Annotated in this window: 15 protein-coding genes; 10 read left to right on the top strand and 5 right to left on the bottom strand. The window is 68.8% G+C overall.

Annotation, left to right across the window (positions count from 1 at the left end; genetic code table 11):
• Positions 1-3 precede the first annotated feature (3 nt).
• A complete protein-coding gene (locus tag GAS53_RS10960; protein WP_151477291.1) occupies positions 4-381 on the bottom strand; it encodes a phage holin family protein in 378 nt (125 codons plus the stop codon).
• 60 nt (positions 382-441) lie between these two features.
• On the opposite strand from GAS53_RS10960, the gene GAS53_RS10965 reads away from it, so the two are divergent.
• The 4 genes from GAS53_RS10965 to GAS53_RS10980 all read left to right on the top strand — a co-directional run bounded on the left by GAS53_RS10965 (position 442) and on the right by GAS53_RS10980 (position 2807).
• Positions 442-759 carry a cupin domain-containing protein gene (locus tag GAS53_RS10965; protein ID WP_151477292.1) on the top strand — a complete coding sequence of 106 codons (318 nt, stop codon included), beginning with the start codon at positions 442-444 and terminating at the stop codon, positions 757-759.
• Positions 760-933: 174 nt separating this feature from the next.
• Positions 934-1146: a DUF5326 family protein gene (locus GAS53_RS10970; RefSeq protein ID WP_151477293.1), complete on the top strand. Its 213-nt coding sequence runs from the start codon at positions 934-936 to the stop codon at positions 1144-1146.
• A 395-nt stretch (positions 1147-1541) separates the two neighbouring features.
• A complete protein-coding gene (locus GAS53_RS10975) occupies positions 1542-2267 on the top strand; it encodes an IclR family transcriptional regulator (protein WP_151477294.1) in 726 nt (241 codons plus the stop codon).
• 99 nt (positions 2268-2366) lie between these two features.
• Positions 2367-2807, top strand: a complete 441-nt coding sequence (locus GAS53_RS10980) for an SsgA family sporulation/cell division regulator (protein ID WP_151477295.1) — start codon at positions 2367-2369, stop codon at positions 2805-2807.
• A 64-nt stretch (positions 2808-2871) separates the two neighbouring features.
• On the opposite strand, the gene GAS53_RS10985 is transcribed toward GAS53_RS10980, so the two are convergent.
• On the bottom strand, positions 2872-4368 hold the full coding sequence (locus tag GAS53_RS10985) for a YibE/F family protein (protein WP_192583058.1): 1497 nt from the start codon (positions 4366-4368) through the stop codon (positions 2872-2874).
• Between the two features lie 221 nt (positions 4369-4589).
• Between GAS53_RS10985 and thiC the strand changes: the two genes are divergently transcribed.
• The gene (gene thiC, locus GAS53_RS10990) at positions 4590-6446 is read left to right on the top strand and encodes a phosphomethylpyrimidine synthase ThiC (protein WP_151477296.1); all 1857 of its coding nucleotides are present in this window, start codon (positions 4590-4592) and stop codon (positions 6444-6446) included.
• 377 nt (positions 6447-6823) lie between these two features.
• On the opposite strand, the gene GAS53_RS10995 is transcribed toward thiC, so the two are convergent.
• The 3 genes from GAS53_RS10995 to GAS53_RS11005 form a co-directional block, all read right to left on the bottom strand.
• A complete protein-coding gene (locus GAS53_RS10995; protein WP_151477297.1) occupies positions 6824-7696 on the bottom strand; it encodes a hypothetical protein in 873 nt (290 codons plus the stop codon).
• A gap of 184 nt (positions 7697-7880) precedes the next feature.
• Positions 7881-9086, bottom strand: a complete 1206-nt coding sequence (locus GAS53_RS11000; RefSeq protein WP_263974127.1) for a metallophosphoesterase — start codon at positions 9084-9086, stop codon at positions 7881-7883.
• 187 nt (positions 9087-9273) lie between these two features.
• On the bottom strand, positions 9274-10386 hold the full coding sequence (locus tag GAS53_RS11005) for a LacI family DNA-binding transcriptional regulator (protein WP_151477299.1): 1113 nt from the start codon (positions 10384-10386) through the stop codon (positions 9274-9276).
• 410 nt (positions 10387-10796) lie between these two features.
• Here GAS53_RS11005 and hisC point away from each other — a divergent pair, with 410 nt between their 5' ends.
• From hisC to GAS53_RS11030, 5 genes are all read left to right on the top strand, one after another.
• A complete protein-coding gene (gene hisC, locus GAS53_RS11010; protein WP_151477300.1) occupies positions 10797-11879 on the top strand; it encodes a histidinol-phosphate transaminase in 1083 nt (360 codons plus the stop codon).
• A gap of 316 nt (positions 11880-12195) precedes the next feature.
• Positions 12196-13704: a cytochrome ubiquinol oxidase subunit I gene (locus GAS53_RS11015; RefSeq protein WP_151477301.1), complete on the top strand. Its 1509-nt coding sequence runs from the start codon at positions 12196-12198 to the stop codon at positions 13702-13704.
• 17 nt (positions 13705-13721) lie between these two features.
• Positions 13722-14726, top strand: coding sequence for a cytochrome d ubiquinol oxidase subunit II (gene cydB / locus GAS53_RS11020; protein ID WP_151477302.1), 1005 nt, complete (start codon positions 13722-13724; stop codon positions 14724-14726).
• Between the two features lie 96 nt (positions 14727-14822).
• Positions 14823-18347 (top strand): thiol reductant ABC exporter subunit CydD, encoded by a 3525-nt coding sequence (gene cydD / locus GAS53_RS11025; protein ID WP_151477303.1) that lies wholly within the window; start codon positions 14823-14825, stop codon positions 18345-18347.
• Positions 18348-18440: 93 nt separating this feature from the next.
• Complete coding sequence (locus tag GAS53_RS11030; RefSeq protein WP_151477304.1) at positions 18441-20102, top strand: GAF domain-containing sensor histidine kinase; 1662 nt, start codon at positions 18441-18443, stop codon at positions 20100-20102.
• Positions 20103-20110 lie beyond the last annotated feature (8 nt).

Below are 20110 nucleotides of genomic sequence, written 5' to 3' on the forward strand. Positions count from 1 at the left end.
CGCTCAGTCCTTGTCGGGGAGGACGACGTTCAGCGCCCAGGAGACGATCGAGATGATCAGGCCGCCGAGGACGGCAGTCCAGAAGCCCTCGACGTGGAAGCTCAGGTCGAGTTTGTCCGCCAGCCACGAGGTGAGCAGCAGCATCAGGGCGTTGACCACCAGGGTGATCAGGCCGAGCGTGAGGATGAACAGCGGGAAGGTGAGCACCTTCACGACCGGCTTGACCAGGAAGTTCACCAGTCCGAAGACCAGCGCGACGAGCAGCAGTGTGCCGATCTTCTTGCCCGTGCCGTCACCGGTCAGGGTGATCTTGTCGAGCAGCCACACGGCGACTGCCAGAGCGCCCGCGTTGGCGATCGTCTTGACTACGAAATTCTTCATGTGTCTGATCGTGGCAGAAGAGATCGGTTACGAGCAGTGGGGCAAGGGCGGACAAGAGCGATGAAGGCATTCCGGCTGGACGAACTGGAGGCGGAGCGCGCCGCCAACGACGGCGCGTACCTCCAGTTCCTGCGTGAGAAGAACATGTCGGTCGGCCTGTACGCGCTGGACGCGGGCGAGCAGGACCCGCAACAGCCCCACAGCCAGGACGAGGTGTACTTCGTCGTGAGCGGCCGTGCGGCGATCACCGTCGGCATGGAGACGACCCAGGTGGCGCGCGGCAGCGTCGTGTACGTGCCCGCTGGGGTGGCCCACAAGTTTCACCACATCAGCGAGGATCTGCGGATTCTGGTGATCTTCTCTCCGCCGGAGAGCTGACGTCCGCCTCAGGGTTCCCTAGGGGGACGTTCAGGGGAGGACAAGGGGTGCGAGGCCCCCGTCGGCACCCCTGCCGCGCCTAGCATCGAGGGCAGGACATTCGAGACCCGTCACCATTCGGCGACGGGCAGAGACAGCACTCGGAAACGGGCAGAGAGACAAGGAACAAGGGCGATGCGAGAGATCTTCGCGGGGATGCCGTGGTGGGTTAAGTGGGTCGCGGTGCCGGTCATCGCCCTGGTCGTGTTCGGTGGCCTGATAGCGAGCGTCGTCGGTTTCGTGATTGGACTGCTCTTCAAGCTGCTGGTCTTCGTGGCACTGGTCGGCGGACTGATCTACGTCGTACGGAAGTTCATGTCGAGCTCCTCTTCGAGGAGCGACTGGTAGGCGGCGGGCGAGGGGGACGGGTGCTCCGGCGGGCCTCGGCCGCGGCGGGAACCGGCAAACCCGCCGCTGGTGGGCCTGGCCCGCGGTCGGGCGACGGCCAAGGTCAACCGGCGACCCTCCGGTCGGCAACCGGCCGCCGGTAACAGGAATCAACGGTTCCCTCGGGCGAGGGAAGTTTTCGCCACAGGCCGTCTGCGAGCGGTGGCAGACGGTTAAAGTCCGGAACTCGACGCGGGGATGATCCCCGCGCGCGGCGCTCTGATCCCTCCCGTGTTACCCCCGCACGGGAGGCCCCCCTCGCGCTTCGGGAGTGACCCTTGGCCACGGTTGACACCGCATCCGCAGGACCGCACGTCCCCTCCTCCGAGCCACATCCCACGACTCTCATCGGATCCGTGCAGCGTGCGATGCGCCTCCTGGAGTCCGTGGCGCGCCATGAGCACGGCGCGCCCGCGAAACAGCTGGCCCGCGAGGCCGGGCTCGCTCTCCCCACGGCGTACCACCTGCTGCGCACCCTGGCGCACGAGGGCTATCTGCGCCGGGAGAAAGGGCTGTTCTTCCTCGGTGAGGCTGCCGAGCGGCTGAGCAGCAGCGGTGCCCAGCAGAAACGTCGCAGCGCGGTCGCCGACGCGCTGGCCCACTGGCGCGATTCGATCGGTGTGCCCGTGTATTACGCGGTCTACCGCGACGGCGAGATCGAGGTCCAGTGCGTAGCCGACACCCCGGGTAATCCGGCGGTCGAGGAATGGGCCGACTTCCGCGAGACGGGCCACGCGCACGCGATCGGCCAGTGCCTGCTGTCCCAGCTCGACGAGGAGGCCCGCCGGGACCACCTCGACCGCTACCCCGCGCAGTCCATCACTCCATACACGGTGCGTGACGACCGAACCCTGCTGAGGCGCCTCGAATCGACGAGACGCATGCAGCCTGTGCTCGAGCGTCAGGAATACGCGCTGGGCACGATGTGCGCCGCGATTCCGATCACCGCGGGTACCACGGCCGCCACGATCGCACTTTCCCTGCCGGCCCACCATGTCGACCGACTGCTGCCGACGGCACGGCGGTTGCAGAGCGAGATCGGCAGGCTGCTGGGGACACTTTCGCTCTCTATCAGCATCTGAAAACTCACTCCTTGTGATCTGGTGTGTACGTTCAGCAAGATGCCAGCAGTGTCAGGGGGATCATTCCTGGCCAGTCGACGGCAAACGGCGGGGTAGGCGATGCGCGAGTCGGTAGTACAGGCAGAGGTCATGATGAGCTTCCTCGTCTCGGAGGAGCTCTCCTTCCGCATTCCGGTGGAGCTGCGCTACGAGACCTGTGATCCGTATGCCGTCCGCCTGACCTTCCACCTGCCCGGTGATGCCCCGGTGACCTGGGCCTTCGGCCGGGAGCTGCTGGTCGACGGGGTGGGCCGGGCGTGCGGGCAAGGAGATGTGCACATCGCCCCCGCCGACACCGAGGGATTCGGCGATGTGCTGATCCGGCTTCAGGTGGGCGGCGACCAGGCGCTGTTCCGCTGCGGTACGGCGCCACTCTTGGCGTTCCTGGACCGCACGGACAGGATGGTGCCGCTGGGGCAGGAGCGATCCCTCGCCGACTTCGACACGCACCTCGACGAGGCCCTGGACCGCATTCTGGCGGAGGAGCAGAGCGCGGGATGAAGCGGTAGGGGGCCGGGGGGCGGCGTAACGCTTCTCCATAACCGGCCTCGGTGACAGGCCGGTGTCAGTGCTTACGGCGGCGGCCGCTCCCGCCGCGCAGCGGTGCCCTGGTGCCCGGCTGGGGCTGCGGCTGCTGCTCCGCCGACGCCGGGGAGCCCGGGCGGTCCGCCGAGACCACCACCGCCGCCAGAGCCGTGGTGACCGGCACCGAGGCGACCAGCCCGATCGAGCCGACAAGCGTGCGAACGATCTCCTCGGCGACCAACTCGCTGTTGGCCACCGTCCCCACGCTGCTCTGCGCGATGGAGAAGAGGAGCAGCAGAGGCAGCGCGGCGCCCGCGTAGGCGAGGACGAGCGTGTTGACCACGGACGCGATGTGGTCGCGGCCGATGCGGATGCCCGCGCGGTACAGCCCGCGCCAGCCCATCGTCGGATTGGCCTCGTGCAGTTCCCAGACCGCCGACGTCTGGGTCACCGTGACGTCGTCGAGCACACCGAGCGAACCGATGATGACGCCCGCGAGCAGCAGGCCGCTCATGTCGATGGACGGGTACAGCCCGTGGATCAGACCGGTGTTGTCGTCCGTGTTGCCGGTCAGCGCGGCCCAGTCGATGAACAGCGAGCCGAGCAGCCCGATCAGCAGGAGGGAGAGCAGTGTGCCGAGCACCGCCACCGAGGTACGGGCTGAGAGCCCATGGCACATGTAGAGGGCGATCAGCATGATGGCGCTCGCCCCGACCACCGCCACAACCAGCGGATTCGAGCCCTGCAGGATCGCAGGCAGGATGAAGAAGGTCAGGATGAGGAAGCTGATGGCCAGAGAGATCAGCGCCATGAGGCCACGCATCCGGCCCACCACGACCACGGCGAGGGCGAAGATGCCGGCGAGCAGTGCCATCGGGAGCCTGCGGTTCACGTCGGTGACCGAGTACTGGAGCTCCTTGGGGGCGTCGGGCGCGTACGCCACGATCACCTCCTGGCCCTGCTCCAACTGGCGCGAGGAGTCCGGCTGGACGATCTCCGTGAAGGTACGGCCCTTGTCCTTGCCGGTGTCGACGCGGACTGTTGCCTTCTTGCAGGTGCCGGACTCCTGTTGCTGCGCCGACGAGCCCTCGGCGGTCGACGTGTCGCCGGTCGGGGGCACTCCCGAGGCGTTCACCGACTTGCAGTCGACCTCGTCGACCTTGGTCACCGTGGCCTGCTGGGTCTGCCGGTCGAAGCCGACACCGGTGCGCTCGTGTCCGGGAGCGCCGCCGGGCCAGAGCACCACCAGACCGACGACGACCGCCGCGGCGAAGGGGATCAGTACGGCCGCGATGACCTTGCGCAGGTGCATCGAGACGGGTGCGGCGGGTCCGTGACTGTGCGAGTGGCCGTGCCCGCCATCGCCCGGTCCATCACCGCCACTGCCACCGCCACCGCCGCCGGGCCGGCCACCTCCGCCGCCCGGCCCGGGGCCGCCCGGTCCGTGTCCAGGTCCGCCTCCGTGCCCATGGCTGTCGTGGCCGTGTCCGTGTGGGGGTTCGGACGGCGGGAGTGGGGGCTGTTGCATCGTGGTCACCGACCGATCATCGCAAGAACAGTGGGGGCCCACTGTTCACCGCGCCACATCTGACGCTAGCGTGGAGGCACCTTTGCACACGCGGGAGCTCGGAGCACCGGGCTGAGAGGGCGCTGACCTCCGCCTCCGCGATGTTTCACGTGGAACATCGATGGACGGAAAAAAGCTGCGTCGACCGCCGAACCTGTTACCGGGTAATGCCGGCGTAGGGAGTAGGTCTCATGACCAACAAGGACGTACGCACGCCTGCCTCCAGCCTGACGGACGGGGTGGACGCTCCGGCCGGAAACGGTGGGGTGACTGCTTCGCCCGAAATCGGTGGGGTGGCTGCCTCGGCCGAGAACGGCGAGGCTGGGAAGTCCATCGGCTGGCACAAGGCATATGTCGAGGGTTCGCGCCCCGACCTGCGGGTGCCGGTCCGGCAGGTGCACCTCACCAACGGGCAGTCGGTCACCCTGTACGACACCTCCGGCCCGTACACCGATCCGACCGTCGACACCGATGTACGCAGGGGCCTGGCGCCGCTGCGCGGGAACTGGATCATCGCCCGCGGCGACACCGAGGAGTACGCGGGCCGTCCCGTCCGCCCCGAGGACGACGGGATCAAGCACACTTCACCGCGCGGCGGACTGCGCAATCTCGACGCGGTCTTCCCGGGGCGTCCGCGCCAGCCCCGGCGTAGCCGTGACGGACAGGCGGTGACGCAACTCGCGTACGCCCGGCGGGGCGAGGTCACGCCGGAGATGGAGTACGTGGCCATCCGGGAGAACCTTTCGCCCGAGGTCGTACGCGAGGAGATCGCGGCGGGGCGGGCGGTCCTGCCGGCCAACGTCAACCACCCGGAGATCGAGCCGATGATCATCGGCAAGCGGTTCCTGGTGAAGGTCAACGCCAACATCGGCAACTCCGCGGTGACCTCCTCCATCGAGGAGGAGGTCGAGAAGATGACCTGGGCGACCCGCTGGGGCGCCGACACGGTCATGGACCTGTCCACCGGCCGCAACATCCACACCACGCGGGAGTGGGTGCTGCGGAACTCCCCCGTCCCCATCGGCACGGTGCCCCTCTACCAGGCGCTGGAGAAGGTCGACGGGCGTGCCGAGGAGCTGACCTGGGAGATCTACAAGGACACGGTCATCGAGCAGGCCGAGCAGGGCGTGGACTACATGACCGTCCACGCGGGCGTGCGCCTGCCGTACGTGCCGCTCACCGCGAACCGCAAGACCGGCATCGTGTCGCGCGGTGGCTCGATCATGGCGGCGTGGTGCCTGGCGCACCACAAGGAGTCGTTCCTGTACGAGAACTTCGAGGAGCTCTGCGAGATCCTCGCCGCGTACGACGTCACGTACTCGCTCGGCGACGGGTTGCGTCCCGGTTCGATCGCGGACGCCAACGACGCCGCGCAGTTCGCGGAGCTGAGGACGCTCGGGGAACTCAACACGATCGCGAAGCGTTTCAACGTTCAGACCATGATCGAGGGCCCGGGACATGTCCCGATGCACAAGATCAAGGAGAACATCGACCTTCAGCAGGAGATCTGTGATGAAGCTCCGTTCTATACGCTCGGCCCGCTGACGACGGACGTCGCGCCGGCGTACGACCACATCACTTCCGGCATCGGTGCCGCGATGATCGCCTGGTGGGGCACGGCCATGCTCTGCTACGTCACGCCCAAGGAACACTTGGGCCTGCCCAACCGTGACGACGTCAAGACGGGCGTCATCACCTACAAGATCGCGGCCCATGCAGCGGACCTCGCCAAGGGACACCCGGGCGCACAGGAGTGGGACGACGCCTTGTCGGACGCCCGCTTCGAGTTCCGCTGGGAGGACCAGTTCAACCTGGCCCTCGACCCGGACACGGCCCGAGAGTTCCACGACGAGACCCTCCCGGCCGAGCCGGCCAAGACGGCACACTTCTGCTCCATGTGCGGGCCGAAGTTCTGTTCGATGAAGATCTCCCAGGACATCCGTCGCGAACACGGCGGCTCGCAGGTGGAGATCGAGGAGGGCATGGCGCAGAAGTCCAAGGAGTTCGCGGCGAGTGGGAATCGGGTGTATCTGCCGTTGGCCGATTGATCGTTCGGGACGATTCTGTGGCGTCGTGCTGATCGGCAGGTTATGAGGTCGGCGCCGCTCCGGGCTCCGGTCCGCGGCTTCATGGTCGCGGCCCGGGGCGCCCGTGCGGTTCGTTGCTCCGGTCGGAGTCGGGCCCGATGGTCAAGGACGACTCGGCGGCACTCGCTGCGGACGGTTGCACCTGTGCACCTGCGTCGGTCCTCGTTCCACAGGGCAATCCGTCCGGTCCCGGCCTGATCGCTCGGGCCCGGGTGGACCTGCACCACGCCGTGAACGCTGCCGGTCCGGTCCTGCGCCACTCCTTGAACCCGGCCGGGCTTACCCACTGCTCGTGCCCGGTCGGGCCTCACTCCCCCCGCTCGCGCCCGGCAGGGGGCTTACTCCGGCTGGTGCTCCGGGCCCCCGAAGTCCGGGCTGCTGAAGTCCGGGCTCGAGAAGCTGGGGCGGGGGCCCGCTGCCGGGCCGCCGTCGGGGCTGCTGAAACCAGGGCGGTTGTAGCCGAGTTGGGGGATTCGGCTGGTCGCTGCCGGAGGCTTCGTACGGCCGAAGGCTGCCGTGCCGGGGTCGGCGAGGGCCTCCCTGAGGAACGGCATGATGCCGCGCTCCAGGAGGGCGTCGCGCCAGGCTTCCCTGGCCCGGATCACCTCTTCGCTGCGTTCGCCGTGCGCGCCGGCCTGGAGCGAGCTGGAGCCGTTGCGCAGGGCGGTGAGCAGGAGGCCGACCGCTGCCATCAGGATCGTGACCGCCATGATCGCGCCGAAGACCCACCCGGTGGTGAGGAGGGTCTGGGCGATACCCGGCTCGGGGTCGAGCATCTTCAGGATGTAGCCGACGAGCAGGAAGATCGCCGCGGCCGTGCCGGCGAGGACGGGGGCGAGCACCGCGACGACGGCGGCGGCACCCGCCCCGGCGGTCTCGGCGACCTCGCCCATGGTGGTGGCGAGCCCCACCGCGCCCGTGGCCGGATCCGTCGAACCGGTGGACCCTTCGCGGACAGGAGGGGTGGACGGCGCCGGCTGGCGCAGTTCCTCGCGGACCTTCACATAGTGCTGGTACTCGGTCGCCGCGGCCGCCGTGATGAGAGCGGTGGCGTTGAGCGCCATCGTGCGCAGCTGTTCGGGGTTGAGCCGCTGACCGACAGCGGCGAGTTCCGGACGGTGTGGTGCGGAGCGCAGCGCCTCATCGAGGATCCGCTCGTACTCTTGGCGGTCCTCGCTCAGCAGGTGCTGCGGAACGCTGTTCATGTGCATCCCCCGATGCTCCGTAGGGCTTGGGACTCGGCATGCTGACGAGCCGTCGGGCAGAAACGGAGGGGAGCCTGCTACGGATAAGCCGATGGTAGAGCGGTGACGGCACGCGGTGACAGGGGGTTTCCAGAAATTGCCCCTGGGCAGCCCCTGTTCTTCCGTGGGAGGACGCCTTCCCGTTGAACGCTCAGCTATCCAGGGGAAGTTGCTGGACCAGTAGCTTTCCGGCCATGGTCACGCCGCCGTCCATCGCGATGGCGAGCCCGTCTGCGTACACATGCGGTCCCTCGACCAGGGGACCCGAGGAATCCTCGCCGTCCTCCGAGCCGACCTCGCCCAGGAGGTAGGGAATGGGGCTGTGACCATGGACGATGCGTGAACCGCCGTACATGTCCAGCAAGGAGCGCACCGCCTGCGCGCCCCCGTCGTCGCGGAACGCGAAGCGCTTGGTGAACTTGCGGAAGAGGTCCCAGCATTCGTCCGCGTCATTGCGCGTGAGCGTTTCGCGGACGGTGTCGTTGACCGCTTCGATGGAGTCGCCGTAGTCGAGATAGGCCGTGGTGTCGGAGTGCACCAGGAGGTGCCCGTCCGCCACCTCCATGGCGTCGAGGCGGGCCATCCACTGCAGATGATGGTCCTGGAGGCGCTCCATGTCGGTCTTCTGACCGCCGTTGAGCAGCCAGGCGGCCTGGAAGGTGGCCGTCCCCGCCCCGGAGTTGACGGGGGTGTCCCCGAACCGCTTGGCCCCTAGCAGCAGCAGCTCGTGGTTGCCCATCAGCGCCTTGCAGTAGCCACCGGCCGCGGCGGCCTCCGCGGACAGCCGCATCACGAGGTCGATGACGCCGATGCCGTCGGGCCCGCGGTCGGTGAAGTCCCCGAGGAACCACAGCCGCGAGGTCCCCGCCGACCAGCTGCCGTCGATGTCGATGAGCCCCTTCTCGCGCAGCGCGGCGACGAGCTCGTCGAGATATCCGTGCACATCGCCCACGACGTACAGCGGCCCCGGCCCGTCGGCGGGCTGCGGGACCGGTACGGCTTCGGGGTCGACCGTCACCTGAACAGTGTCGCCACGGTTGATCACGGGCAGATCGCGCTGCGTCGGCGTGTAGCCCTCCGGCTCCGCGGCCGGTCTGGCGCCCTCGCCGGGAGGCGTCTGCCCCGCATAGGGACCGGGCTGGGCGTACGGATCAGGAACCTCGGCATACGGCTCGGGAGCCTCGGCATACGGATCGGCGGTCTGGTCGTACACCTCGCCGGACCGCGCGTACGGGCCGGGGGACTGCGCGTACGGACCGGCCTCGTGGACGTACGCCGGCACGCGGAAGTCGCGCACCGTCGGCGTCCGCATCTCGGGTCCCTGACCGGCCCCCTGAGTCATCGACCCCTCCACCACCATCGCGCCGCATCTGCACCGCGTCGGACTGCCTGGTCGCAGCGGCCCGCGGTGTCGTCCGCCCATCATAGGAATGCGGATCGCGCCATGTGATGACCCAGGGGTGGTGAATCGGAGCAGAACCCCAGTTCACCGTGGTTTTCTCCCGAATTGGGAGGTGCTTTCCGCGCTGTAGGTCATCCGGAGGTCATCCCTCCTCCGGAGACCTGGGCGGGTTGACGGTTGTCCGAGGCGGCCGTCGTTCGGAGGACGTACGGACGATCAGCTCGGTCGGTATCACCTGCTCGACCGGTTGGTCCGATTCGACCCCCTCGATCGCGTCGATGAGGAGCTGGACGACGGCCGTGCCGATGCGACGCGGTTTGAGCGAGAGTGTCGTGACGGGCGGCTCGGTGTTGGCGTAGACGGTGGACTCGCTGCAGCACACGAGAAGCAGATCGTCCGGTACGCGCAGTCCGTAGCGGCGGGCCGCCGCGAGGAGATCGGTGCCGTTCGGGTCGAACAGCCCGTACACGGCGTCGGGCCGGTCCGGCCGGGCGAGCAGCCGGTCGGCTGCGACGGCCCCCGCGCACGGATCGTGCGCGGGATAGGCCTCGTACACCGGATCCTGGCCCACGCGCTCGCACCAACGCAGGTACGCGGTCGTCGACAGATGTGTGTACGTGTCCGTGGTCGTCCCCGTCAGCAGGCCGATCCTGCGGGCCCCGGCGTCGGCCAGGTGGTCGAGGATGCCCAGGACCGCGGCCTCGTGGTCGTTGTCCACCCAGGCGGTCACCGGCAGCGAGCCGGCCGGGCGGCCGTCGGAGACGACCGGTAAGCCCTGGCGGACCAGTTCGCTGACGACCGGGTCGTGGTCGGAGGGGTCGATGACGACCGTCCCGTCCAGGGCCACGTTCGACCACACGTCGTGGCGCGAGGTCGCGGGGAGGATGACCAGGGCATAGCCCCGGGCGAGCGCGGCCGAGGTGGCGGCTCTGGCCATCTCCGCGAAGTACGCGAACTCCGTGAAGGTGAAAGGTTCATCCCCGTAGGTCGTCACAGTCAGGCCGATGAGGCCGGACTTTCCGGTACGGAGCGTTCGGGCCGCGGCGGAGGGGCGATAGCCCAGCCGGTCGGCGACCTCGCGGACATGGCGTCGGGTGGCGTCCGGGAGCCGCCCCTTGCCGTTGAGCGCGTCGGACACCGTCGTAATCGAGACTCCGGCGGCCGCGGCCACGTCTCTGATGCCCGCCCGGCCCGGCCGGCTTCCTCGGCGGGAGGTCTCCGACCGGCTCACCTGGTGCTTCCCTGCTGCTGTCATGGCGAGCCGATAGTAGGGCTCATGCGATGGGGTAGTGCGGACGCATATGCACGCGTTGACAGGCACGTTTCTGCATGGTCATAAGCGGTCAACTCCCTTGGAAAGTAAGGTAGTTGACCGCTTCAATGGCAGTACGTCACTTGTCGGCGCGCATAGGCCTGCCAAATGGGTCATGTTTCGAAGAGGTCTCAACTCACCTTCACGAGGGATGCGCGCCACGGCGCGAGCCACCGGCGCGGACTCAGAGGGGTGGCGCGCCCCCTCTTTCGTACGCCTTCGTGCGCTGATGCCCGGTAGTGCGTACGCGGTCTGTCCCGGGCCATACGCAGCGGAGCCGAATCCTCTTAAAGTGAGGAGTATTGGTTGCCGGTGGTGGTCATGAGCCGGAGACGGTCACGAGGAGGACTGCGGTGAGCGAGACGAGCCCCAAGCTGCGTGCCGAGCTGGAGGGTATCCCCACGTACAAGCCGGGGAAGCCCGCCGCGGCCGCGGCCGGTCCGATGGCGTACAAGCTGTCCTCCAACGAGAATCCGTATCCGCCGCTGCCCGGCGTGATGGAGCGCGTGGTCGCGGCGGTCGGGTCCTTCAACCGCTACCCGGACATGGCGTGTACGGGGCTGATGAGCGAGCTGGCGGACCGGTTCGGGGTGCCGCTCGAGCATCTGGCCACGGGCACCGGTTCGGTCGGTGTCGCCCAGCAGCTGCTGCAGGCGACCGCGGGGCCGGGCGACGAGGTGATCTACGCCTGGCGGTCCTTCGAGGCGTACCCGATCATCACGCAGATCAGCGGGGCGACATCGGTACGGGTGCCGCTGACTCCGGGGGATGTGCACGATCTCGACGCGATGGCGGACGCGATCACCGACCGGACGCGGCTGATCTTCGTCTGCAACCCCAACAACCCCACGGGTACGGCGGTGCGCCGGGCCGAGCTGGAACGATTCCTCGACCGAGTGCCGAGCGATGTCCTCGTGGTCCTCGACGAGGCGTACCGGGAGTTCGTACGTGACGTCGAGGTGCCGGACGGCGTGGAGTTCTACCGGCAGCGGCCGAACGTGTGCGTGCTGCGTACGTTCTCCAAGGCGTACGGACTCGCCGGGCTGCGGGTCGGCTTCGCGATCGCCCGGGAGCCGGTGGCGGCGGCGCTGCGCAAGACGGCGGTGCCCTTCGGCGTGAGCCAGCTCGCGCAGGACGCTGCGGTCGCCTCGCTGCGGGCCGAGGACGAGTTGCTCGGCCGCGTCGGTTCGCTGGTGTGCGAGCGGAACCGTGTGGTCGAGGCGCTGCGCGGGCAGGGCTGGACGGTGCCGGATACTCAGGCGAACTTCGTGTGGCTGCGGCTGGGTGAGCGCACGCTCGATTTCGCCTCCGTGTGCGAGGGGGCCGGGGTTGTCGTGCGGCCGTTCGTCGGCGAGGGGGTCCGGGTGACAGTCGGCGAGACCGAGGCGAACGACATCTTCCTGAAGGTGACTGAGGGGTTCCGCAAGGAGCTCTAGTCGGTCGGCGGGGTGCTGGGGCCGGCGGATTCCTGGGGCCTGGGCGGTCGGTGAGGTGCCGGGCGCCGGCCCGGGCGTGTGCCTGCCCGGCTCGGCACCCCCTCCTTGCCACTCCCTCCTTGGCCAGGCACTTCGCGCCAGAGGCCAACCGGTCCACGCTTAGGGACCCCCCGCCGGTCAACCCTCGAACGGCCATGCGTCATAATTGCTTGTGAATGTGAACGCGTTCACAAGCGTGTCCCGGTTGCTCCCGTGATGTCTGTGACGAGCGGGGCAAACTGCCGCTGTACCACGGCGATGTAAGGAGACTGACGACGTGGAATTGGCTTTGGCGCCGGAGACTCTGGCGCGCTGGCAGTTCGGTATCACCACCGTCTACCACTTCCTGTTCGTCCCGCTCACGATCTCGCTCGCCGCGCTCACCGCGGGCCTCCAGACCGCCTGGGTGCGCACGGAGAAGGAGAAGTACCTCAAAGCGACGAAGTTCTGGGGCAAGCTCTTCCTGATCAACATCGCGATGGGCGTCGTCACGGGCATCGTGCAGGAGTTCCAGTTCGGTATGAACTGGTCCGACTACTCGCGATTCGTCGGTGACGTCTTCGGTGCCCCGCTGGCCTTCGAGGCACTGATCGCCTTCTTCTTCGAGTCCACCTTCATCGGCCTGTGGATCTTCGGCTGGGACAAGCTGCCGAAGAAGATCCACCTCGCCTGCATGTGGATGGTCTCGATCGGCACGATCCTGTCGGCGTACTTCATCCTCGCGGCCAACTCGTGGATGCAGCACCCCGTCGGCTACCGGATCAACGAGGAGAAGGGCCGCGCCGAACTCACCGACTTCTGGCAGGTCCTGACCCAGAACACCGCGCTCGCCCAGGCCTTCCACACCCTCTCCGCGGCCTTCCTGACGGGCGGTGCCTTCATGGTCGGCATCGCCGCCTTCCACCTGACGCGCAAGAAGCACATCCCCGTGATGAAGACCTCACTGCGGCTCGGCCTGGTCACTGTCGTCATGGGCGGCATGCTCACCGCGCTCAGCGGTGACACGCTCGGCAAGATCATGTACGAGCAGCAGCCGATGAAGATGGCCGCGGCTGAGGCGCTGTGGGACGGCGAGGCCCCTGCTCCCTTCTCCGTCTTCGCCTACGGGGACGTCGACGCCGGTCACAACAAGGTCGCCATAGAGATTCCGGGACTGCTGTCCTTCCTGGCCAAGGACGACTTCAGCTCGTACGTCCCCGGTATCAACGACGTCAACAAGGCCGAGCAGGAGAGGTTCGGGCCCGGCGACTACCGGCCCAACATCCCCGTCGCCTACTGGGGCTTCCGCTGGATGATCGGCTTCGGCATGACGTCGTTCGCCATCGGTCTGGTCGGACTCTGGCTGACCAGGAAGAAGTTCTTGCTGCCGCAGCATCTGCGGGTGGGGGACGACGAGGTACCGCATCTCGTGCTGCTCCCCAAGAAGGCGCTCGGCCCGACGCTCACCAAGTGGTACTGGCGCATCGCGATCCTGACCCTGGGCTTCCCGCTGATCGCCAACTCCTGGGGCTGGATCTTCACCGAGATGGGCCGCCAGCCGTGGGTCGTCTACGGCGTGCTCCAGACGCGTGACGCGGTCTCCCCCGGCGTCTCGCAGGGCGAGGTCCTCACCTCGATGATCGTCTTCACGACGCTCTACGCGATCCTCGCCGTCGTCGAGGTCAAGCTGCTCGTGAAGTACGTCAAGGCCGGACCGCCCGAGCTCACCGAGGCCGACCTCAATCCGCCCACGAAGATCGGCGGCGATCCCCGTGACGCCGACAAGCCGATGGCCTTCTCGTACTAGGCCCAGGGAGCTGAGTCATGGAACTTCACGACGTCTGGTTCGTCCTCATCGCCGTCCTGTGGACGGGCTACTTCTTCCTGGAGGGCTTCGACTTCGGGATCGGTGTCCTCACCAAGCTGCTGGCCCGGAACCGGACCGAGAAGCGGGTGCTGATCAACACCATCGGGCCGGTCTGGGACGGCAACGAGGTGTGGCTGCTCTCGGCGGGCGGCGCTACCTTCGCCGCCTTCCCCGAGTGGTACGCCACCCTCTTCTCCGGCTTCTACCTGCCGCTGCTGCTCATCCTGGTCTGCCTGATCGTGCGCGGTGTCGCCTTCGAGTACCGGGCGAAGCGGCCCGAGGAGCAGTGGCAGCGCAACTGGGAGAACGCGATCTTCTGGACCTCGTTGCTCCCGGCGTTCCTCTGGGGCGTGGCCTTCGGCAACATCGTCCGGGGTGTGAAGATCGACCAGGACATGGAGTACGTGGGCAACCTATGGGACCTGCTCAACCCGTACGCGCTCCTGGGTGGTCTGGTGACGCTGACGCTGTTCACCTTCCACGGGGCGGTGTTCGCGGCGCTCAAGACCCTCGGTGACATCCGGGAACGGGCGCGGAAGCTGGCGCTCGGGCTCGGTCTGGTGACGGCGGTGCTCGCGCTGATCTTCCTGCTCTGGACCCAGGTCGACAACGGCGACGGCCAGAGCATGGTCGCGCTGGTCGTGGCGGTGGTCGCGCTGGTCGCGGCGATCGGGGCGAACCAGGCGGGACGCGAGGGCTGGGCGTTCGCACTGTCGGGCCTCACCATCGTGGCCGCCGTTGCGATGCTCTTCCTGTCGCTCTTCCCGAACGTCATGCCGTCCTCGCTCAATGACGACTGGAGCCTGACGGTCACCAACGCCTCATCGAGCCCGTACACGCTGAAGATCATGACCTGGTGTGCGGTGATCGCGACGCCGGTGGTGATGCTCTACCAGGGCTGGACTTATTGGGTGTTCCGCAAGCGGATCGGTACGCAGCACATCGCCGAGGCCGCGCACTGATGAATCCAAGGGCCTGTTTCACGTGAAACAGGCCCAATGAGAAGAGGGTGTGTTTCACGTGAAACACGCCTGCTTGACCCCGAGGGTGTGTTTCACGTGAAACCGATCGACCCGCGACTGCTGCGATACGCCCGGGCCACCCGCCTCTTCCTGATGGCGGTCGTCGGCCTGGGAGTTGTGGGGGCGGGGCTGGTCATCGCCCAGGCGATGCTCATCGCCGAAGTGGTGGTCGGCGCCTTCCAGCACGAGCTGGCGGTCGCCGAACTCCGCACGCCGCTCCTGCTGTTGGTGGCGGTCGCGGGCGGTCGGGCGTTTGTCTCATGGCTCACCGAACTCGCCGCGCACCGGGCGAGCGCGGCGGTCAAGTCGGAGCTGCGGGGGCGTTTGCTGGAGCGTGCCGGCGCGTTGGGGCCGGGATGGCTGAGCGGGCAGCGGACGGGATCGCTGGTCGCTCTGGCCACGCGCGGGGTCGATGCTCTGGACGACTACTTCTCGCGCTATCTGCCGCAGTTGGGGCTCGCGGTGGTCGTGCCAGTGGCCGTACTCGCGCGGATCGTCACCGAGGACTGGGTGTCGGCGGCGATCATCGTCGGCACGCTGCCGCTCATCCCGGTCTTCATGATGCTCATCGGCTGGGTCACCCAGTCACAGATGGACCGTCAGTGGCGGCTGCTGTCGCGGCTTTCGGGGCACTTCCTGGACGTGGTCGCGGGGCTGCCCACGCTCAAGGTGTTCGGGCGGGCCAAGGCGCAGGCCGAGTCGATCCGGCAGATCACCGGGGAGTACCGGCAGGCGACCATGCGGACCCTGCGGATCGCCTTCATCTCCTCCTTCGCGCTGGAGTTGCTCGCCACGATCTCGGTCGCCCTGGTCGCGGTGACCATCGGGATGCGGCTCGTCCACGGCGAGATGGCTCTGTACGACGGTCTGGTCGTCCTCGTCCTTGCGCCCGAGGCGTATCTGCCGTTGCGGCAGGTGGGGGCGCAGTACCACGCGGCGGCGGAAGGGCTGTCCGCCGCCGAGGAGATCTTCTCGGTCCTGGAGACGCCGGTGCCGACGTCCGGGACAGATGCTGTGCCGTCCTCCGGGGCCCTGCGCTTCGAGGGCGTGACGGTCCGGTATCCCGGGCGGTCCGCCGACGCGGTGTCGGACGTGTCCTTCGCGGTCGAGTCCGGGGAGACGGTGGCACTCGTCGGACCCAGCGGGGTGGGCAAGTCGACGCTCCTGAATGTGCTGTTGGGGTTCGTGGAACCCACGTCGGGGAGGGTGAGCGTCGGGGGAGTCGATCTCGCCGAGGTCGCCCTGGAGGAGTGGCACGCGCGGGTCGCGTGGGTGCCGCAGAGGCCCCACCTGTACGCCGGGTCCGTCGCCGAGAACGTACGGCTGGCGCGGCCGGACGCGGACGACTCGGCGGTGCGCCGGGCGCTGTCCGATGCCGGAGCCCTCGAGTTCGTGGATGCGCTGCCCGGCGGGATGCGGACGGTGCTCGGTGAGGACGGTGCCGGGCTGTCCGCCGGGCAGCGTCAACGGCTCGCCCTCGCACGGGCGTTCCTCGCGGACCGGCCGGTTCTGCTGCTCGACGAGCCGACGGCTTCACTGGACGGGGCGACCGAGGCCGAGGTCGTGGAGGCGGTCCGGCGCCTGGCGGTGGGGCGGACCGTGCTGCTCGTCGTACACCGGCCGGCCCTGTTGGACGTGGCGGACCGGGTGGTGCGGCTGAAACCGGAAGCACCCGTCGCGGTGGACGGTTCCGTGCGCTCTCGCAGCGCGGAGGCGCGTCGCGCCGATGTGTTGGCGTCTGTGCCCGCGGCTGGTGTGTCGGCGGCGGTGCCCGCGCCCGGCGAGGAGGCGCCTCTGCTCCCAGAGGTGCGGGAGGGAGTGCTCGCGCGCGTACGCGCCATGGCCGGGCCTTGGCACGGTCGGCTGGCGCTGGCCCTTCTGCTCGGCAGTCTCGCGCTCGGGAGTGCCGTCGGGCTCATGGCCACCTCTGGCTGGCTGATCTCCAGAGCCTCGCAGCAGCCGCCCGTGCTGTATCTGATGGTCGCCGTGACGGCCACGCGCGCGTTCGGGATCGGGCGGGCCGTCTTCCGGTACGCCGAGCGGCTGGTGTCCCACGACGCCGTGCTGCGGATGCTCGCCGACACCCGGGTCGCCGTGTACCGGCGCCTCGAACGGCTCGCGCCCGCGGGGCTGCGTAGCGCTCGCCGCGGTGACCTGCTCTCGCGGCTCGTCACCGATGTCGACGCGTTGCAGGACTACTGGCTGCGCTGGCTGCTGCCCGCCGCGGCCGCCGCCGTCGTGTCGGCCGGCTCCGTCGGGTTCACGGCCTGGCTCCTGCCCGAGGCCGGGGCCGCCCTCGCCGTCGGGCTGCTGGCCGCCGGGGTGGGCGTCCCGCTGGTGACCGGCGCAGTCGCACGCCGGGCGGAGCGTCGGCTGGCCCCCGCGCGTGGTGTGCTGGCGACCCAGGTGGCCGATCTCCTCACGGGGACGGCCGAGTTGACGGTCGCGGGTGCGCTGCCGGCGCGTACCGCCGAGGCACGGCGGGCCGACGGTGAGCTCACGCGTATCGCCTCGCGCGCGGCCACCGCCACCGCGCTCGGCGACGGGCTCACAGCGCTCGTCTCCGGGCTCACCGTCGCGGCCACCGCGCTGGTCGGTGCCCAGGCGGTCGTCGACGGGCGCCTGAGCGGCGTGGCGATGGCCGTCGTCGTCCTCACCCCGCTCGCCGCCTTCGAGGCCGTCCTGGGGCTGCCGCTCGCCGTCCAGTACCGGCAGCGGGTGCGCAAGAGCGCGGAGCGCGTGTACGAGGTCCTGGACGCGCCCGAGCCCGTACGCGAACCGGAGCGGCAGCTGGAGGCGCCCGAGTCGCCGTTCCCCGTCGTGGTGAGGGGGCTGGCCGCTCGTCATGCCGGGCAGGAGCGGGACGCGCTCTCCGGAGTGGATCTGACGCTCGAACAGGGGCGGCGGATCGCCGTCGTCGGGCCGTCCGGGTCCGGCAAGACGACTCTCGCGCAGGTGCTGCTGCGGTTCCTGGACGCGGGGGCGGGGGCGTACACGCTGGGAGGCGTGGACGCGTACGGCATGGACAGTGACGACGTACGGCGGCTGGTGGGGCTGTGTGCGCAGGACGCGCACCTCTTCGACAGCTCTGTGCGGGAGAACCTGCTGCTCGCTCGGAAGGACGCGACGGACAGTGAGCTGCGGGATGTGCTGGGGCGGGTTCGGTTGCTCGAGTGGGTCGACGGTCTGCCTGACGGGCTCGACACGTTGATCGGGGAGCATGGGGCTCGGCTGTCCGGGGGGCAGAGGCAGCGGGTGGCGTTGGCGCGTGCGTTGCTTGCCGACTTTCCTGTGCTTGTTCTTGATGAGCCTGCGGAGCACCTCGATCTGGCGACTGCCGATGCGCTCACCGCTGATCTGTTGGCTGCGACTGCGGGACGGACGACGTTGCTGATCACGCATCGGCTGGCGGGGCTGGAAGCCGTGGACGAGGTGATCGTGCTGGATGACGGGCGTGTGGTGCAGCGGGGGGTGTACGGGGAGCTGGTGCATGTGGAGGGGCCGCTGCGGGGGATGCTTGAGCGAGAGAGTCAGGCGGAGATGTTGGCCGTTTCGCGGTGAGCGCGCTGTGTGTGGGGGCGACGAGCTGTCGTGAGCGGTCGGCCCGGCTGAGTCCGACTTTCCTGGGCAAATGGGACTAACTAGGCTCGGTGCATGTCAGTCGTAGCGGCCTCCGGCGCCGACCCGAATCCCGATGACGTGCCGCGGTTGTTGGAAGCGATGCGGTCGGTGGGGGGTGGGCTGGAGCTGCGGTCCACGCTGGAGCGGATCTGTGGGACCGCGGCGGAACTGGCGGGCGCGCGGTATGCGGCGATCGGGGTGTTGGCGGAGGGCGGGGACGGGCTCGCCGAGTTCGTCTATCAGGGAGTCGACGGGGAGACGGCCCGGCTGATCGGGCGGTTGCCGGACGGGCGCAAGGGTCTGCTGGGGGCGTTGATCCACGAGACCGGGCCCGTGCGGCTCGCGGAGCTGGGCGAGGATCCGCGCTCGTGCGGGTTTCCGGAGCACCATCCGGCGATGCGCGGCTTCCTGGGGGTGCCCATCCATGTCCGGGGGGAGATCTTCGGAAATCTCTATCTGGCCGAGAAGCGCGACGGTGGGCCGTTCGACGACCACGACCTCGGCATGGTGCTCGTACTGGCCAGGGAGGCGGGCATCGCCATCGGGAACGCGCGCCTGTACGAGTCGGCCGAGCAGCGTGAGCGCTGGATCGACGGATCCGTGGCCGTCACGACCGCGCTGCTGTCCGGAGGGGACGCCGACGAGGCCCTCCAAGTGGTCGCGGAACAGGCCCGCAGGCTCTCGGACTCGGCGGCCGGACTCGTGCTGCTGCCCGCGGCCGAGGGCGGCCTGGAGATCGTCGCCGTCGCGTCCGAGCGGCCGTCGAAGGCATTGGGGCTGGTCGTACCGCCGGAGAGCGGGGTTGCGGGCGAACTGCTAGCGGGAGATGCCGTGTTCGTCGAGGACGCGGCCGCCGACCCGCGCATGCCCAGCGATCTCGCCCGCGGTTACGGGCCGACGATGCTCCTTCCCCTGCAGAGCGACGGCCGGGTCCTTGGGACCCTCGTCATGGCGCGTGCGGGCGGCGCGCGTCCGTTCACGGGGCGCGAGCGCACCCTGGCGACGCGGTTCGCCTCGCAGGCCGCCCTGGCGCTGGTGATGGCCGAGGCACAGCGCGACCGGGAGCGGCTCGCCGTCTACGAGGACCGCGACAGGATCGCCCGTGACCTGCACGACCTCGTCATCCAGCGGCTGTTCACCACCGGGATGATGCTGGAGAGCGCGCAGCGGCGCTCCACCGTGCCCGAGGTGCGGCAGGGCGTAGGCAAGGCCGTCGATGAACTCGACGTCACCATCCAGGAGATCCGCACCGCCATCTTCGCTCTTCAGCAAGGACCGACAGAGGTGTCAACAGGGTTGCGGACGCGCGTGCTGCGCGAGATCAACATGGCCGCCGTACCGCTCGGCTTCAAGCCGTCGCACCACTTCGCCGGCCCCGTCGACACGGTGGTCGGCGAACTCACCGCCAAGAACCTCATCGCGGCCCTCCGCGAGGCCCTGTCCAACGCCTTCCGGCACGCGGGAGCGTCCCGTATCGATGTCACCGTGGACGCGACCGTGCAACTGCCGGACGGGCGTCCCGGCGTACGGCTGACCGTCTCGGACGACGGCGTCGGCATCCCCGAAGGGGGGCGGCGCAGCGGACTGAAGAACCTGCAGCGGCGGGCGGAGTCGCTGGGCGGGGACAGCTGGTACGGGCCCCGGGTCGGGGAGGGCGGCGGCGGTGCGTCGGTGGTGTGGGAGGCGCCTTACTAGCCGTACTG

It is taken from the genome of Streptomyces albicerus (assembly GCF_008905045.1).
Classification (GTDB): domain Bacteria; phylum Actinomycetota; class Actinomycetes; order Streptomycetales; family Streptomycetaceae; genus Streptomyces; species Streptomyces albicerus.

Excerpts from the sequence above, each read along its gene's own strand:
- GAS53_RS10960 (WP_151477291.1), bottom strand. The coding sequence starts at position 381 with ATGAAGAATTTCGTAGTCAAGACGATCGCCAACGCGGGCGCTCTGGCA.
- GAS53_RS10965 (WP_151477292.1), top strand. The coding sequence starts at position 442 with ATGAAGGCATTCCGGCTGGACGAACTGGAGGCGGAGCGCGCCGCCAAC.
- GAS53_RS10970 (WP_151477293.1), top strand. The coding sequence starts at position 934 with ATGCGAGAGATCTTCGCGGGGATGCCGTGGTGGGTTAAGTGGGTCGCG.
- GAS53_RS10980 (WP_151477295.1), top strand. The coding sequence starts at position 2,367 with ATGCGCGAGTCGGTAGTACAGGCAGAGGTCATGATGAGCTTCCTCGTC.
- thiC (WP_151477296.1), top strand. The coding sequence starts at position 4,590 with ATGACCAACAAGGACGTACGCACGCCTGCCTCCAGCCTGACGGACGGG.
- GAS53_RS10995 (WP_151477297.1), bottom strand. The coding sequence starts at position 7,696 with ATGCACATGAACAGCGTTCCGCAGCACCTGCTGAGCGAGGACCGCCAA.
- GAS53_RS11005 (WP_151477299.1), bottom strand. The coding sequence starts at position 10,386 with ATGACAGCAGCAGGGAAGCACCAGGTGAGCCGGTCGGAGACCTCCCGC.
- cydB (WP_151477302.1), top strand. The coding sequence starts at position 13,722 with ATGGAACTTCACGACGTCTGGTTCGTCCTCATCGCCGTCCTGTGGACG.
- GAS53_RS11030 (WP_151477304.1), top strand. The coding sequence starts at position 18,441 with ATGTCAGTCGTAGCGGCCTCCGGCGCCGACCCGAATCCCGATGACGTG.